Below are 15,938 nucleotides of genomic sequence, written 5' to 3'. Positions count from 1 at the left end.
GCCTGAAAACATGAGCGGGTCAAGGGTTTCTCGGAGGAGGACGCACCATGCTCAACCTGTCGATCGTGCTGGAAGACAGCACTCGGGAGTTCCCCGACCGCACCGCGCTGGTCTTCGGTGACCTGCGCCTGCCGTACTCCTTGGTCGACACCGTCGCGAACCAGGTCGCCAACCTGCTCGTCTCCCGGGGCATCGGCAAAGGCGACAAGGTCGCGCTGGCCTGCCCGAACCTGCCCTACTTCCCGTTCGTCTACTACGGGATCCTCAAGGCCGGGGCCACGGTCGTGCCGCTCAACGTTCTGCTGCAGTCAAGGGAGATCGCCTACCACCTCAACGACTCCGACGCCAAGGCGCTGTTCTGCTTCGAAGGCTCTCCGGAACTCCCGCTGGGCGAACGGGGACGGGCCGGCTTCGAGGGCGCCCCGTCCGCGGAGCACTTCTTCGTGCTGCCCGCCGCCGCGTTCGCCACGGAGTCCGAGCACGGCGAGACGCTGTGGGCGGCGCTGGACGGCATGCCGGGCACGTTCGAGACCGTGCAGACCTCGGCGGACGACACCGCGGTGATCCTCTACACCAGCGGCACCACGGGCCAGCCCAAGGGCGCCGAACTCAGCCACCAGAACATGCTGCTCAACGCCATGGTCTCGGATGAGATGTTCCCCCGCACCGAGGGTGGCGACGCCTATCTCGCGGTGCTGCCCCTGTTCCACTCCTTCGGCCAGACGGTCGTCATGAACGCCGGGTTCCGGCGTCACGCCACCGTCGTGCTCATGCCGCGCTTCGAGCCCGGCCCCGCCCTGGAGCTCATCCGCAACGAGAACGTCACCCTGTTCGCGGGTGTGCCGACCATGTACTGGGCCATGCTGTCGAAGATCCACGCCGACGGCGACGAGGTGCCCACCACGCTCAAGATCGCGTCAGCGGGCGGCGCCTCCTCCCCCGTCGAGGTGCTCAAGGACTTCGAGGCCACCTTCGGCATCGGCATCCTTGAGGGCTACGGCCTGTCGGAGACCTCGCCGGTGGCCAGCTTCAACCAGTACGGCAGGCCCTCCAAGCCCGGCACGATCGGCACGCCGATCTGGGGTGTGGAGATGAAGCTCGTCGACGGCGACTGGAAGACGATCGAGGGCGAGGGCCCCGGTGAGATCGCGATCCGCGGCCACAACGTGATGAAGGGCTACTACAACCGGCCCGAGGCCACCGCCGAGGTCATGAACAACGGCTGGTTCCGCACCGGCGACATCGCCACCCGCGACGCGGACGGTTACTACTCGATCGTCGACCGCGCCAAGGACATGATCATCCGGGGCGGCTTCAACGTCTACCCCCGCGAGATCGAAGAGGTCCTGATGACCCATCCCGAGGTCTCCCTCGTCGCGGTGGTCGGAGTCCCGCACGACTCGCACGGCGAGGAGGTCAAGGCCTATGTCATCCGCGCCCCCGAGGCGACCGTGACCGAGGAGGAGCTGGTCGCCTGGTCCAGGGAGAACATGGCCGCCTACAAGTACCCGCGGATCGTCGAGTTCCGTGACGCGCTGCCGATGACCGCCACCGGCAAGATCCTCAAGCGCGAGCTTCGCTGAGCGGGCGGCGGCGCGAGCCGTCGTCTCTCCCGCCCGTAGGGCCCTCGTAGGGGCCATGGCGTCGGGTTCGGGCATCCTTCGACCGATGTCCGAACCCGGCGCCGGGTTCGCGCGTCCTCGCCCTCACCGGGTACGGCGGCGCGAGGGCCCTCGGTTCGCGCCGGGCATGACCTCGTGTTCGAGCCAGGTGAGAAAGTGGCCGAACCCGCCCGGCGCCCGTGCGTCGCGGCGCGCGGAGGTCACCACGGCCACGTCGGTGGTGCGCAGGACCCGTCTCCCCGCCGATTCCAGGGCACGGACCAGCGCGTGGTCCTCACCGGTCCGCAGCGCGCTGAACCCCCCGACCGCCAGGTAGGCGGCGGCGGTGACGCCGAGGTTGGCGCCGTGCACGTGCGGATGCCGCCGGGCGGTGCCACCGGTCTCCACCCGGGCCGTCTCCACGCCGGCGGCCTCCGTCCAGGAGGCCTCCACGCCGGCCTCCGTCCGGGCCGCTTCCACGCCGGCGATCTCCGTCCGGGCCGTCTCCGCGCCGGGGGCCTCCGTACCGGCGGCGTACCGTTCGGTGTAGACGGCCTGGTACCGCGGGGAGTATCCGGCCCAGTCGGTGACCGTCACGGTGCCGACGACGGCCTCCCACCCGTGGCGGGCGTGCTTGAGCTGGCGGCTGAGCCAGCAGGGCGGGACGAGGGTGTCGGCGTCGGTGGTGGCCAGCCAGACGGTTGCCGGATCCAGGGCGCGGGTCCGGCGCAGGAGCTCCTCGGCCCCCGCCAGCCGTGCGCGCCCCACGTTGGCCATGCTGCCCTCGACGACGGTCGCCCCGGCCCGCGCGGCGAGGGCGGCGGTGCGGTCGTTGCACGTGTCGGCGACGACGATCAGGTGAACCGCCGTACCGGTGATCAGGCGCGCGGCCAGGTCCACGGCGGCCAGGCAGGAGGGCAGCAGGTCCTCCTCGTCGCGGGCGGGTATCACGACTCCGACGGCCTGGATCACACGAGTCCCTCGGTCTCGGCCACCGAGGGAGCCGCGGAACCGCGAAGATAGACCTCGGCGAGGAAGTCCGGTTCGCGGTGATCGACGAGACGGGTCAGCCCGGTACGGCCGGCGAGGGCGCGGTGTACCTCCTCGCCGCCCCGGGGATACTCGGCGACGGGATGCCTCCAGTGCACCGCGAGCAGGGTGCCGCCGGGGCTCAGCGCGGCGGTCGCGAGGTCGAGCATCCGGTCCAGGTCCTCGCCGCCGAAGTAGTAGAGCACCTCCGACAGCACGATGAGGTCGAACCCACCCTCGTGCCGCGGCCAGTCGCCGGGCAGGGTGCGCCGTTCCACCCGTGTCCGCGGATGGCCGGCGGTGCGCTCGGCGGCCGCCGCGACCGCGACGGGAGACAGGTCGCAGGCCAGCAGGCGGTCGCAGCGCGGGGCGAGCATGGCGGTGAACACCCCGATGGAGCAGCCGACCTCGAAGGCGTCGCGGTAGCGGCGGGAGGGCAGCATCGCGGCGCTGACGGCGTACTTGCGTTCCTCGTACCAGCGGGAGGTGAACCCCCAGGGGTCGGGTGAGGCCGAGTACATCCGCTCGAAGTACTCCGGCCCGAGAGTCGACGCTTCGGCGGTCATCGGAAGAGCACCTCTTGGTCGCGGGTGAAGTGGGCGAGGATGCCCGGGGGAAGCACGGCCTCCAGGCCGTCGCCGCGGGGCTCAAGCTGGCTGGCGAAGCAGCCGACGGCCGCCAGCTTGCGGGCCCGGTTCGGCGGCGGCAGGGGGATCCGCAGCGCCCGGCTCCAGGGCAGTCTCACGTCGCCGGGCCGGGCCCAGTGCCAGGTCCAGATCGGGTAGAAGTAGGGCCGAAGTCCGGCCGCGGTCGCGGCCCGGCCGGCGGCTTCGTGATCGGAGTGCACGTCCGCCTCCCACGGGGCCAGGCACACCTGGAACCCGGCGGCCGCCTCCTTCAGCGCCTCGGTGAGCTCGCCCTCGCGGGCAGCCAGCCCCGTGTCGGGCATTCCCAGCCGGATGATCTCGACGGCGCGGGCGCCGAGTGCCTCCAGCGCGGACTCGCTCTCGTTCACCCGCCGCGCCGCCAGCGCCGGCACATCGGCGATGCCCGGATGGGAGGCCTCCCCGTCGGTGACGGCGATCAGGCGGAGCCGTACGCCCGCCTCCGCCAGCAGCGACAGCAGCCCGCCCACCCCCAGCACCTCGTCGTCGGGATGGGCGGCGATCACCACGACGCTGTGCCAGCCGCCGTACGCGAGCGCCGGGAGGGCGCCGAGCCCCGGCCACGCGCGCCACTCGGCCTCCGGGGTCCCCGGGGCGTCGATGGGATTGAGCGCGGACCGATCCGCCGGTTCCGCGTTCACCAGACGGTCCCCTGCTCGGCGATGATCGCGCCCAGGGCGGCGAGGTCCCGTTCGGCGTGATGCTGGCGCAGGTAGACCGTCAGATCGGCGACCCTGCGCCCGTGTGCCCTGTCGCGGGCGAGGGGTCCGGCTCCCAGCGCCCTGCCCACCCGGCCCATGACGTCGGTGGCCACGCTCTCCACCAGTGTTTTGAGACGCAGTGACCGCACTCTTCCCATGCCCTTGAGGTCGTGGGGATCGGCGTCGATCTCGTCCGCGGCCTCCCGCAGGGCGGTCCGGGCGGTCCGCAACGCCACGTCGATCGCGCCCAGGTGGGCCAGGGCGTGCGGGCCGACGTCGCGTTCCCCGGCGGCGGCCAGCAGGGTCTCGGCCACGCCCCTGGCCCCTCCGTACCAGCACGCGGCGACGCCCGCACCGCCGTGGTGGAAACCGGGTCGCTCCACATACCCGCCCACCGGCCCTATCGGCCGGGCGGGAACGGCGTCGAAGAAGACGTCCAGGGTGTCGCTGGCCGCCATTCCCGTCGCCCCCCAGCTGCCGGCCACCGGTTCCAGGTCTTCGACCGCGACGGCGAACAGGCGAGGGCCGTCCGGCGCCTCGGCGGTCACCAGGGCGTGGGTGCACACCCGCGCGCCCGAGCAGTACTGCTTGGTCCCGCGCAGCCGCCACCCGCCGTCCTCCGGGATCGCCGCGAGGGACGGGCCCGGGGGCTGTGCCGCCCATACGCCCCACCGGCTGCCCTCCGGCGGGTTGCGGCCGGTGAGCTCGGCGAGGATCGCGACGGCGTCGGTGTGCCCCTCGCACAGTCGCGCCAGCGACAGGTCGCGCTGGGCCAGCGCGCCGAGCGCCTCCCACCGCTGCGCGGTGCGGCCCGCGCCGGGCAACGGGAGGTCCAGCCGTCCTGACTCCACCGTGGCGACGAACTCCCCGCAGACCTCACCGCACCAGGCAGGACTCCCCTGCCACTCCCCGTTCATAGGCTGGGCACTACCCCGCCGGAAGCATCCTTATCACCCGGCGCGGGTGATGAAGGAGGAATCGTTCCCCGGGCGAGCGGATCATCGGGTAACAGACGTGTGCGCCCCTTTCCACGAGGACCTCGTGGAAAGGGGCGCACACGGTTCAGGACGAACTACGCCCGGATACCGCCTTGCTCGCTGTCCTGTGAGTCAGCGCCCTGCACGTCAAAACGAAATACGTTAAAACGCCATGTTTCAGGGCACTGGGCTTCAGGGCCAGTCGAGCGAGGGGCGGAGGGGCATGTGAGCTTTGCCTTCGGAGTCGAGTTTCACCCCGAGAAGCTGGTGGAGCTGGATCTTGTTGCGTTCGAAGCCGACCACGCAGCCGGCCATGTAGAGCCGCCAGACCCTGGCCCTGCCCTCGCCGACCTCCTCGACCGCCTCGTCCCAGTGCTCGTCGAGGTTGGCGCACCAGTAACGGAGGGTCTCGGCGTAGTGCTCGCGCAGGTTCTCCTCGTGACGGATCTCAAAGCCGAGATCCTCCATCTGACGGACGAGGTAACCCACCGACTCCAGCTCCCCGTCGGGGAAGACGTAACGGTTGATAAAACCCTTGGTGTTGATGGTCTTCTCGGTGCCCGTCGGCCGGGTGATGCAGTGGTTGAGCAGCCGGCCGCCCGGGACGAGCTTGTCGTAGAGGAACCGGAAGTAGAACGGCAGTTGCTCCTTGCCGATGTGCTCGGTCAGGCCGATCGAGCTGACGGCGTCGAAGTCGGTCTCCTTGACGTCCCGGTAGTCCATGTAGCGGACCTCGGCCAGCTCGCCGAGCCCCGCCTCGGCGATGGCCTTCTGCCCCCACTCGGCCTGCTGGCGCGAGAGGGTGACGCCCAGGGCCTTCACCCCGTACTCACGGGCGGCGTGGATGACCATGCCGCCCCAGCCGCAGCCGACGTCCAGCAGACGCATGCCGGGCTTCAGGTCCAGCTTGCGGGCGACCAGGTCGAACTTGGCGTACTGCGCCTCCTCCAGCGTGGACTCCTCGCTGGGGAAGACGGCACAGGTGTAGGCCATGGACGGGCCGAGCACCCACGAGTAGAACTTGTTGGACACGTCGTAGTGATGGTGGATGGCCTCGGCGTCACGCTGTTTGGCGTGCCGGCTGCCCATCTTGGCCAGCATGCTGCGCCGCATCTCCTGGGGAGGCGGCGGCACCCGCTTCAGCAGCGGCCGTACGCCGAGAGCGCGCACCGCCGCCGCCTTCTGGCTCATCGGAAGGTCATTCATGGTGAGCGACCACATCCGGGACAGCAGCGAGTAGACGTCGCCGTGGACGTCGATGTGCCCTGACACGTAGGCCCTGGCGAGCCCCAACTCGCCGGGGGCCTGCGCCAGGTAGGCTACGGCGACGGGGCTCTTCACCTCGATGCTGATGTCCGCGCTGACCGGCCCGGCCTTGCTTCCGTCGTAGGCGATGAAGCGGACGTCCGCCTCAGGCCCCATGACCTTCTCGAAGATTTCTGCAAGCAACACAGAATCAACCTCCCTAACGCCCCCGTACACATTTGTCGTAGAGGTCGAGCAACCGGCCACCACCGTCGTATGCCCGCTTGACCGGCCAATAGGCGTTTCCGTTATAAAACTTCCAGAATTCGTCCGGGGGATAGAACGATGTGGAGTACAGCGACTTGTGCCCCTCCAGCTCGTGCACCTGGTGCTCGATGAGACGGTTGTAGTAGCCGTCGAACTGGCCTCGGGGCAGAGGGACCATACCCCAGAAGCCAAAGTTCACATACAACCGCCCCTGCTCCAGCGGGTAGAGCGGCCACTCACCGTTGGACTTCAGCGGACACATCCAGACCGGAGCCATGCCGACCTTGCCATGGAAGAACTCCAGGAACTCGGCGCCGCGCTCAACGGGCACCTCGATGTCCTGGATGACCGACTCCTGCATGGGCAGGCCGCGCCAGCGGTCCACCCGGGCGATCACGCCGTATTTCTGGTCGAGTCCGACGAGCTTGCGGTAGACGTCGGAGCGCATCCACTTGCGCGGCATCAGCGAGCGTACGAGCGCCCCCTGCACGCCGAAGGCGCGCGAGCACCAGAACCAGTCGGTGTCCCAGCGCCACAGGTAGTCGCGAACGGTCAGCCAGTCGCGGGACCTGGTCTGGATCGACCGGTAGTAGATGCGCATACCGGTGTAGTCCGACAGGTACGGGGCACGCTCGGCGAAGCGCCCGACGGTGATGTAGAGCTCACCCGGGCCGAAGAACGTGCCGTCCACGAAGTCGACCGGCTCCCCCTCGTGCTCGCCGCTCTCGCAGATCTCCTTCATGGCGAGCATGCACTTGTCGGCGTCGGCGAAGGGGATGTGGCTCAGCCGGACGTACGGCTGCACGGCCCTGAGCTTGATCCGGATCCGCAGCGCGTAGCCCAGCGTGCCGTAGGAGTTGGGGAAGGCCCGGAACAGGTCGCGGTGCTCGTTGTCGTCGCGGGCCACGACGATCCGGCCGTCGCCGGTGAGGATCTCCAGCTCCTCCACCGACTCGTGCGGTAAGCCGTCCCTGAAGCTGCTGGACTCGATGCCCAGCCCCGTCACCGCGCCGCCGAGCGTGATGGTCTTCAGTTGCGGCACGACGTACGGCATGAGCCCGTGCGCCAACGTGGCGTCCACCAGATGCTCGTAGGTCGTCATGCCCTGGACCTCGGCGGTCATGGTAATCGGGTCGACCTCGATGACCTGATCCAGGTCCCGGGCCGACAGCTTCGCCGCCTTCACGCCCTCCCGGAACCGGAACAGGTTCGTGGTGGCCTTGGCCAGCCGAGGCACCGCGTCGGCGGGGATGGCGGCGTAGGACTCTCTGATCTGTTCCACTGCCCGCCGGTGCGCCGACATCTGTGTCATCTGTTGCACAGTAATCACCCCCATGACCTTCATCAAAAGATCGCCCTAGCACGGTATATCTCGGATGTCTCCGGAACCAGGCAGGGCGCGTTAAACACGAGAAAACTCTATGGACGTGTCCCTGGGGAACGACGCCGGACGGTCGGATCCACCCCGCCGATCGTGCTCGTCACGGTCACGGGGCGGCCACCCACCGCGTCCTTCGAATTATCCAGCACGCGGTCGATCGGGCTGCGAGTGGCCCGCGGTGCCGCCTCGCCGTGCGCGGCGGGCGCCGCAGCCGGGGGGCGGGTCGATCGCCTTCCGGGCCGTGTCGGCTTCCAGGAACACGTCACTCGCCTCCGCGGGGGTGGAAACTGTCGAACACGCGGTTCATCAGGCCCTGCTGGCTGCTCCACTGAGTGCTGTCAGTGGTCCAGCTGAGCACCATCACCGTATCGCCAACTGCGACAAACCTTTGCACTTCGTGATATTCCACCCCAGCGGTGGCCCACGCCGCCCCGCCGCTGTCCTTCATCGTCCAGGTGAACTCCCACTCAAGCCCGGAGCCGTAGGCCAGGGGGATCTTCCTCGTGTCCTCCGCCAGGACGTCGCTCCACCGCGTCACGTTGTCCTTGACGCTCGCCTGAAGCGATTCCAGGCTGTCCAGCGAGCCGTCGAGCACCTCGACCGACATGTGCGCGGCTCCGTCCCGGCGTAACCACTGGGTGTAGCCCGTGGGCGCCCAGTCCCCGGTCCAGCCGGCCGGATACCGGATGGACCAGTTCTGCGGCGCCTTCGCCTGCCACACCTTCAGCTGCGGCCCGGACTCGGCGACCACGGTCTTCGAGGGCTTGGGGGTGGGCGAGGGGCTCGGCTTCTCCGACGGCTTCTCCGCCTTCTCGGACTCGGCGGCGGACGGGACCGGGGCCGGTTCCGCCTGCGCGACGGGCTCCTCCGACCCCGTCATCGCCATCGCCACGGCGCCGCCTCCCGCCGCCAGGATCACCACGGCCGCCACGATCAGCGGGATCCGGCTCCGGCTCCGGGGCCGCCGGCGGCCGTGCGGCGCCGCGGCGGCGTTCGGCGCGGTCCCGGCGTGCGTGGCACGCCCGGCGTTCGTGACGCGCCCGGTGTTCGTGGCGTGCCCGGCGTTCCGCGCCTCCCAGTCACCGGTACGGCGAGCCGCCGCCGACGGGTCGCTGCTCACCAGTGCCAGCAGCATGTCGGCCTGCTCGGCGGTCAGGCGGTGGGCGGGCTCGCGCTGGAGCATGCCCGAGAGCACCTCCCGCATCGCCGGGGGCACCCGGCTGAAGTCGGGCTCCTCGGTGAGCAGGGCGCCGAGGGTGGAGATGGCGTCGCGGCGCTCGAAGGGACCGTGGCCCACCAGGGCCGCGTAGAGGGTCGCGCCGAGTGCCCACAGGTCGGACCAGGGACCCGCCTCGACGCCCATGGCGCGTTCCGGAGGCAGGAAACTCGGCGAGCCCGTCACCATGCCGGTCTGCGTCAGGGAGCTGTCGCCCTCGATGGTGGCGATGCCGAAGTCGGAGAGCACGGCGCGACCCTCGGCGTCGAGGAGGATGTTGCTGGGTTTGACGTCGCGGTGCAGGATGCCCGCCTCGTGTGCCGCCCGCAGGGCCGACAGCACCTGGCGGCCGATGCCGGCGACCTGCTGCACGGACAACGGCCCGACCTCGTCCAGCCCGCGGGCCCTGACCAGCTCCATGATGATCCACGGGCGGTCGTCCTGCTCCGCCACGTCGTAGATCGCCACGATGCCGTGGTGATTGAGCCGGGCGGCGGTCCTGGCCTCGCGCGAGGTGCGGGTCAGCTGGAGCTGGTACTCGGCCGGGGAGAGGTTCGGCGGAAGCAGTACCTCCTTGACCGCGACCGAGCGGTTGAGGAGGGTGTCGTATCCCTCCCACACCACCCCCATGCCGCCTCGGCCAAGCTCTCGCAGCAATCGATAACGCCCAGCGACCACCCGTTCACTGTGCGGATATGTCATCTCAATTACCCCTAGACCTCGTTCAGAGAGGGCGCAAGTTTCCCATACAGCCTGAGGGCCACGGGGCCTCAAGGGGGATGTCTTGCCACAGAAAGCCGAATGTTGTTCTACTTGGCCGTGGAGGCACGGTCGCGGGCAGCCAAGTGATTGCTTGCCTACGTCGTACCGGACCGGAGCCGAAATCGCACCTGAGGAGATGTCGATGGAGCGCGTGACCAGGAAGGGCCCGCTGGCCGGAGTTCGCGTGCTCGAACTCGCCGGACTGGCCCCCGGGCCGTTCGCCGGGATGATGCTCGCCGACCACGGCGCGGAGGTGTTGCGGGTGGATCGCGTCGGAGCCGTCGCCGCGGCCGGGGACAAGCCCCGCGCCGACGTGATGGACCGGGGCAAACGGACGATCGGGCTGGACCTGAAGTCCCCCGAGGGCGTGGCCGCGCTCAAGGAACTGGCCAGGGGCGCCGACGTGGTCATCGAGGTCTTCCGGCCCGGGGTCGCGGAGCGGCTCGGCATCGGCCCCGCCGACCTGCACGCGGTCAACCCGCGCCTGGTCTACGGGCGGATGACCGGCTGGGGCCAGGAAGGCCCGCTGGCGTCCACCGCCGGGCACGACATCGACTACATCGCGATCTCCGGCATCCTGTCGATGCTGGGCCGCGAGGGCGAGAAGCCGACCCCGCCGATCAACATCCTCGGCGACTTCGCCGGCGGCGGTCTCATGCTGGCGTACGGCGTGCTGCTGGCGCTGCTGGAGCGGGAGCGGACCGACGAGGGCCGGGTGATCGACGCGGCCATGGTGGACGGGGCCGCGACGCTGTTCGCGATGTTCTACCACGGCGTCCAGAGCGGTTTCTGGGGCCCCCGCGGCACGAACCTGCTCGACACCGGCGCGCCGATGTACGACACCTACGAGACCGCCGACGGCGGGTTCCTGGCGGTCGGCTCGCTGGAGCCGCAGTTCTGGGCGGAGATGGTCTCGCTGATGGGCCTGACGGACCTGCCCGACCGCGACGACAGGTCGCAGTGGCCCGCACTGCGCGAGCGACTGGCCGAGGCGTTCAGATCCAGGACCCGGGCCGAGTGGGAGGCCGTGTTCGACGGCACGGACGCGTGCGTCTCCCCCGTGCTGGAGATGGGTGAGGCCGCCGGCCATCCGCACAACAAGGCCCGCGGCACGTTCGTCGAGGTCGGCGGCGTCCGGCAGCCCGCCCCCTCCCCGCGCCTGCTCGGCACGCCCGAGCAGGACCTCTCACCCGCCACCCGGCTGGCGGACCTCTCCTCCTGGGGCCTGTCCGACGAGGCCGCCGCCAAGCTCCGCGCCGCGGGGGTGCTCGCATGAGCCGATCCTCGCGGTCCGAGGAGTGCTCCTGACCTGATCGTCGCAGCTCAAGGGCGGTACACCTGACATAGGTGTACCGCCCTTTGTCCTGCGGGTTGTTTAAAATGTAGTAGATGTACTACATTCATAAGCATGAGTACTGTGGTGAATGTTCGCGGGCTACGGATGAAGTACGGCGCGACCGAGGTGTTGCGAGGGGTCGACCTCGACATCGGGCGCGGTGAGATCTTCACGTTGCTCGGGCCCAACGGGGCGGGGAAGACCACGACGATCGAGATCCTGGAGGGCTTCAGGAAGCGGTCGGCGGGCGAGGTGAACGTGCTCGGGGCGGACCCCGAGCGGGGCACCAAGGCCTGGCAGGCGAAGCTGGGGATCGTGCTCCAGAGCTGGCGGGACCACCCGCGCTGGAGCGCCCGCGACCTCCTGGCCCATCTGGGCGAGTTCTACGACGACCCCCGCGACCCGGACGAACTGCTGGCCGCGCTCGGCCTGACCGCGCAGGCCGCACAGCAGGTGAGCCGCCTGTCGGGCGGGCAGCGCCGAAGGCTGGACGTGGCACTGGGCATCGTGGGCCGCCCGGAGCTGCTGTTCCTGGACGAGCCGACGACCGGGTTCGACCCGGAGGCCCGCAGGGAGTTCCACCTGCTGGTCGAGAAGCTGGCGGCCGACGACGGCATGACCGTGCTGCTCACCACGCACGACCTCGCCGAGGCCGAGAAACTGGCCCACCGCACCGCGATCCTGGTGAACGGGGAGATCGCCGTCTGCGGGACCCCGGCCGAGCTGGCCGACGCCGTACAGACGCAGTCGCGCGTCCGATGGCTGGAGGACGGCCAGGAGCGGGTCCAGGCCACGTCGGATCCGTCGCAGGTCGCGTGGGAGCTGCATCGCAGGTTCGACGGGCCGGTGCCCGGCCTGGAGATCCGGCGCCCGTCGCTGGAGGAGAGCTACCTGAGCCTGATCGGGAGGGCCGCATGAACGTCAAGGTCGAGGACACCAAGGTCGTGGACACCACGGTCACGAAAGGCGGAGCATTGAACGTCAAGGCACTGCGCATCGGCCTGCGGCGGGGCTGGACAGAGCACATGCACCTCATCAGGAACCGTAAGGAGCTGACCACCACCATCGTCGGCACGGTCGGGGTCTTCGCTCTGCTGATCCTCTGGATCGGCGACAGCCCCGTGGAGGGGACCTCCATCTCCAGCGGCACGTTCATGACGGTGGGCTTCCTGGCCTTCACCGTGTTCTCCAACGGCCTGGTGACGCTCCCGATGGCCCTCGTCACCGACCGCGAGGAGGGAACGCTCCTGCGGCTGCGGACCATCCCCGGCGGGGTCACCGCCTACATCACGGGACGGGCGGTGACGGTCCTGTGCCAGATCGTGGTGCAGAACACGCTGATCCTGGCCGTCGGCATGACCCTCGGCGGGGTCACGATGCCCCGCGACTGGGTGACCCTGATCTGGGTGACGCTGCTGGGTACGGCCGCCGTGGTCCCGCTGGGGGCGGCGATCGGCTGCGTGCTCCCCGGCCCGAAGACCGCGGGGGCGCTCCTGGGGCTGCCGATGATGATCCTGATGATCACCTCCGGGGTCATGCTCCCCGTCACGTACATGCCCGAGGTCGTCCAGTGGATCTCCCAGGCGTTCCCGCTCTACTGGCAGGGACTCGGCATGCGCGCGGCGTTCCTGCCCGACTCCATGCTCGCCGCCGAGATCGGCGGGAGCTGGCGCCTGCCGCTCGTCGGCGCCGTACTGGCGGCATGGGCCGTGGCCGGAATGCTGCTGGCGCCGTCGCTGATCCGCCGGGTCACCCGGCGCGAGTCCGGGTCGAGACTCGCCGAGCGCCAGCTCGCCGCGCAGAGCTCCTGAATCCTGAGAGACTACTGCGATGTCCGCGGAAGAGGTGCACAACCGGATCCCGATGCTGAGAGCCGAACGCGGCGTCTCGCGCAAGGATCTGGCGGCCGCACTGGGCGTCCACTACCAGACCATCGGTTACCTGGAGCGCGGCGAGTACAGCCCCAGCCTGTATCTCGCCCTGCGCATCGCCGAGTACTTCGAGGTGCCGGTGGAAGTCATTTTCTCGTTGAAATCGTTCCCCCGACTGGGCAGTGAGGCGAAGTGATGAGTGATCCGACCCCCGCACCGCCGAAGGCCGGCCGTCGCGCCTGGCCTCCCCCCTCCTGGTACGCCACCCGCAGGCGCCGCAGGATCCTCGCCTGCGCGGGCGCCGGATCCACCGGGATGCTCTGGATCGGCGCGATCGTGTGCTTCTATCTCGCGCCGAGCCTCACCGCCATGTGGATCACCTTCGCCCTGGTGGGGGCCTTCGTGGTGCTCTACGTCGTGTTCTTCTCGGCGCTGGTCGGGGCCGATCGCGGCATGGTCGGCTTCCTGGAGAGAAGTCCCGACGAGCGCCAGGCGCGCGAGCGCCAGAAGATCCAGGCCGACGCCCATCGGGGAACCCTGTGGGTTCTCGTCGCGGTCTTCGTACTGGTCATGTCCTCCGTGGGAAGGGACTCCAACACCGTCCTGATCCCGACCGCGGCGATCGCCGTGTTCCTGGTCGCCTTGATCCTGACCCACCTGATCATGCCGTCGCTGGTGGCGGCCTGGCGGATGCCCGATCCCCTGCCCGACGACGAGGACTGATCCCGATCGGCACGCCGTCCGAACCGGCGCGCCGTCGCGATCGGCCCCTCGGAGCACGTCCTCGCGGTCACCCCATCGAGGGGAACACCGCCACGTAGAGGTCCACGCCCTCCCGGTGATGGATCTCCACGTCGGTGGTGAAGGCCCGCGGCGGAGTGCCTCCGGACTCGGTGTGCTTCCACACCCGCTGCCACGCGTCGAGCAACGCGTCCGGCATCTGCCCCCGGGCCTCCAGCTTCATCGACGGCACCCCGGACACCCGGACCGCGACCATGCCCTCGGGCAGTGCGGCGGCGCTGCGCACCGCCACCCCGACGATCTGGGTGTAGGAGCCGTGGTGGTCGCTCTCGTAGTCGGTCAGCACGGCGTAGAGGTTCTCGTCCACCCTGCCCGGCACGTGCGCGAAGGCTCCCGGAGAGCCCGCCCTGGCCCACAGCGCGGCGAGCCGTCCCCTGCCCTGCTCCATCTCGTCGGCGTTGGACGTCCGTACGGCATGGCCTACCACGAGCATTTCGGGCCGATCAACGACGATCACAGCTACTCCTCATGGCCACACCATTAAATTCACGCAAACCGGATCCTAGTCCCCGGCCTGGCCAGGTCGATCCTCTTCGAGTCAGCCCGAACGGGGAACATCCGTCTTTGGTGATTCACCGGATAAGGTGGACGAACGTGAAGTTTCTTAACGAGATGGCCCCGGCTTACGACCTGACCTACAGCGACGTGTTCATGGTTCCCTCGCTGTCCTCGATCGACTCCCGGCTCGCCGTCGACCTGTCGACCCACGACGGAACCGGTACGACCATTCCCATCGTCGTCGCCAACATGACAGCGGTCGCGGGACGCCGTATGGCCGAGACCGTCGCCAGGCGTGGCGGAATCGCCGTGATCCCGCAGGACATCCCCATCGACGTCGTCGCGAACGTCGTCGACTGGGTCAAGAAGCGCGACCTGGTTCATGACACGCCGCTCACGCTCACCCCGCACGACACCGTCGGGGAGGCACTCAACCTGCTGCCCAAACGCTCCCACGGCGCGATCGTCATCGTCGACTGGGACAACCGCCCGATCGGCGTGGTGACCGAGGGCGACTGCTCCGGCGTGGACATGTACACGCAACTGTCCCAGATCATGTCCGACCAGCTGCTCAGCCTGCCCGCGGGACTCGACCCGCGCGAGGCGTTCGACCGGCTCCACGAAGGCCGTCACCGGCTCGCCCCGATCGTCGACGGCGACGGCCGCCTCGTGGGCATCCTGACCCGGACCGGCGCGCTGCGGGCCACGCTGTACAAGCCCGCGCTCGACACCTCCGGAAGGCTGCGCGTCGCCGCCGCCGTCGGCGTCAACGGCGACGTGGCGGCCAAGGCCGAGGAGGTGCTCGAGGCCGGGGTGGACTGCCTGGTCGTGGACACCGCCCACGGTCACCAGGAGAAGATGCTCAGTGCCCTGAAGGCGGTCCGCGCGCTCAACCCGGGCGTGCCGATCGCGGCGGGCAACGTCGTCACCGCCGCCGGCGTGCGCGACCTCGTCGAGGCCGGAGCGGACATCCTCAAGGTCGGTGTCGGACCCGGCGCCATGTGCACCACCCGGATGATGACCGGTGTGGGCCGTCCGCAGTTCTCCGCCGTGCTGGAGTGCTCCGCCGAGGCGCGCCGCCTCGGCCGTCACGTCTGGGCCGACGGCGGGGTCCGCCACCCCCGTGACGTGGCCCTGGCCCTGGCCGCGGGCGCGGCCAACGTGATGATCGGCTCCTGGTTCGCCGGCACCTACGAGTCTCCCGGCGACACGCGCACCGCCGCCGACGGCCGTAAGTACAAGGAGAACTTCGGCATGGCCTCGGCTCGCGCCGTGAAGCTGCGCACGGCTGACGACTCCCCCTTCGACCGGGCCCGCAAGGCATTGTTCGAGGAGGGCATCTCCACCTCCAGGATGTATCTCGACCCGGCCATGCCCAGCGTCGAGGACCAGATCGACGCCATCGTGGCCGGCCTGCGCTCCTCCTGCACCTACGCGGGCGCCTCCAGCCTGGAGGAGTTCCACGAGCGCGCGGTGGTCGGCATCCAGAGCTCGTCCGGCTACACCGAGGGCCTGCCGCTCCACCAGAGCTGGTGACCCTCAGGGACGGCGGCGCCGGGCGCCGCCGTCCCTGCCCGGGCGGGCCGGC

The 15,938-nt window shown here is 69.7% G+C and carries 15 protein-coding genes; 7 read left to right on the top strand and 8 right to left on the bottom strand.

Going from position 1 to position 15,938, the window contains the following annotated elements:
- Positions 1-47 precede the first annotated feature (47 nt).
- On the top strand, positions 48-1,583 hold the full coding sequence (locus J2853_RS00290) for a long-chain-fatty-acid--CoA ligase (protein ID WP_307553668.1): 1,536 nt from the start codon (positions 48-50) through the stop codon (positions 1,581-1,583).
- A gap of 123 nt (positions 1,584-1,706) precedes the next feature.
- Here the strand turns inward: J2853_RS00290 and J2853_RS00285 are convergent, their stop codons facing one another.
- The 7 genes from J2853_RS00285 to J2853_RS00255 form a co-directional block, all read right to left on the bottom strand.
- Positions 1,707-2,573 (bottom strand): glycosyltransferase family 2 protein, encoded by an 867-nt coding sequence (locus tag J2853_RS00285; protein WP_307553666.1) that lies wholly within the window; start codon positions 2,571-2,573, stop codon positions 1,707-1,709.
- Positions 2,570-3,196 (bottom strand): class I SAM-dependent DNA methyltransferase, encoded by a 627-nt coding sequence (locus J2853_RS00280; protein WP_307553663.1) that lies wholly within the window; start codon positions 3,194-3,196, stop codon positions 2,570-2,572. The genes J2853_RS00285 and J2853_RS00280 overlap by 4 nt, the downstream gene beginning before the upstream one ends.
- Positions 3,193-3,936 carry a PIG-L deacetylase family protein gene (locus J2853_RS00275; protein WP_307553662.1) on the bottom strand — a complete coding sequence of 248 codons (744 nt, stop codon included), beginning with the start codon at positions 3,934-3,936 and terminating at the stop codon, positions 3,193-3,195. Before J2853_RS00275 ends, J2853_RS00280 begins: the two co-directional genes overlap by 4 nt.
- Positions 3,933-4,913, bottom strand: coding sequence for an acyl-CoA dehydrogenase family protein (locus J2853_RS00270; RefSeq protein WP_307553660.1), 981 nt, complete (start codon positions 4,911-4,913; stop codon positions 3,933-3,935). The genes J2853_RS00275 and J2853_RS00270 overlap by 4 nt, the downstream gene beginning before the upstream one ends.
- A gap of 252 nt (positions 4,914-5,165) precedes the next feature.
- Positions 5,166-6,425, bottom strand: a complete 1,260-nt coding sequence (locus J2853_RS00265; protein ID WP_307553658.1) for a class I SAM-dependent methyltransferase — start codon at positions 6,423-6,425, stop codon at positions 5,166-5,168.
- A gap of 13 nt (positions 6,426-6,438) precedes the next feature.
- Positions 6,439-7,797, bottom strand: coding sequence for an FAD-binding oxidoreductase (locus J2853_RS00260; RefSeq protein ID WP_307553656.1), 1,359 nt, complete (start codon positions 7,795-7,797; stop codon positions 6,439-6,441).
- Positions 7,798-8,128: 331 nt separating this feature from the next.
- Positions 8,129-9,760 carry a serine/threonine-protein kinase gene (locus tag J2853_RS00255; RefSeq protein WP_307553654.1) on the bottom strand — a complete coding sequence of 544 codons (1,632 nt, stop codon included), beginning with the start codon at positions 9,758-9,760 and terminating at the stop codon, positions 8,129-8,131.
- A 226-nt stretch (positions 9,761-9,986) separates the two neighbouring features.
- Between J2853_RS00255 and J2853_RS00250 the strand changes: the two genes are divergently transcribed.
- From J2853_RS00250 to J2853_RS00230, 5 genes are all read left to right on the top strand, one after another.
- Positions 9,987-11,120 (top strand): CaiB/BaiF CoA transferase family protein, encoded by a 1,134-nt coding sequence (locus J2853_RS00250; protein WP_307553652.1) that lies wholly within the window; start codon positions 9,987-9,989, stop codon positions 11,118-11,120.
- Positions 11,121-11,252: 132 nt separating this feature from the next.
- A complete protein-coding gene (locus J2853_RS00245; protein ID WP_307553650.1) occupies positions 11,253-12,098 on the top strand; it encodes an ABC transporter ATP-binding protein in 846 nt (281 codons plus the stop codon).
- Positions 12,095-12,991: an ABC transporter permease gene (locus tag J2853_RS00240; protein ID WP_307553647.1), complete on the top strand. Its 897-nt coding sequence runs from the start codon at positions 12,095-12,097 to the stop codon at positions 12,989-12,991. The genes J2853_RS00245 and J2853_RS00240 overlap by 4 nt, the downstream gene beginning before the upstream one ends.
- Positions 12,992-13,010: 19 nt before the next feature.
- The gene (locus J2853_RS00235; protein ID WP_307553645.1) at positions 13,011-13,247 is read left to right on the top strand and encodes a helix-turn-helix transcriptional regulator; all 237 of its coding nucleotides are present in this window, start codon (positions 13,011-13,013) and stop codon (positions 13,245-13,247) included.
- Positions 13,247-13,774 carry a hypothetical protein gene (locus J2853_RS00230; protein ID WP_307553643.1) on the top strand — a complete coding sequence of 176 codons (528 nt, stop codon included), beginning with the start codon at positions 13,247-13,249 and terminating at the stop codon, positions 13,772-13,774. The genes J2853_RS00235 and J2853_RS00230 overlap by 1 nt, the downstream gene beginning before the upstream one ends.
- A 67-nt stretch (positions 13,775-13,841) precedes the next feature.
- Here the strand turns inward: J2853_RS00230 and J2853_RS00225 are convergent, their stop codons facing one another.
- Positions 13,842-14,309: a GyrI-like domain-containing protein gene (locus J2853_RS00225; RefSeq protein WP_307553641.1), complete on the bottom strand. Its 468-nt coding sequence runs from the start codon at positions 14,307-14,309 to the stop codon at positions 13,842-13,844.
- Positions 14,310-14,446: 137 nt separating this feature from the next.
- On the opposite strand from J2853_RS00225, the gene J2853_RS00220 reads away from it, so the two are divergent.
- Positions 14,447-15,886 (top strand): GuaB1 family IMP dehydrogenase-related protein, encoded by a 1,440-nt coding sequence (locus tag J2853_RS00220; protein WP_307553639.1) that lies wholly within the window; start codon positions 14,447-14,449, stop codon positions 15,884-15,886.
- Positions 15,887-15,938 lie beyond the last annotated feature (52 nt).

The sequence above is a fragment of the Streptosporangium lutulentum genome, assembly GCF_030811455.1.
Lineage (GTDB): Bacteria > Actinomycetota > Actinomycetes > Streptosporangiales > Streptosporangiaceae > Streptosporangium > Streptosporangium lutulentum.
Note: the sequence above shows the minus strand (reverse complement) of the source record. Positions and strands in the feature narration are given on the sequence as shown.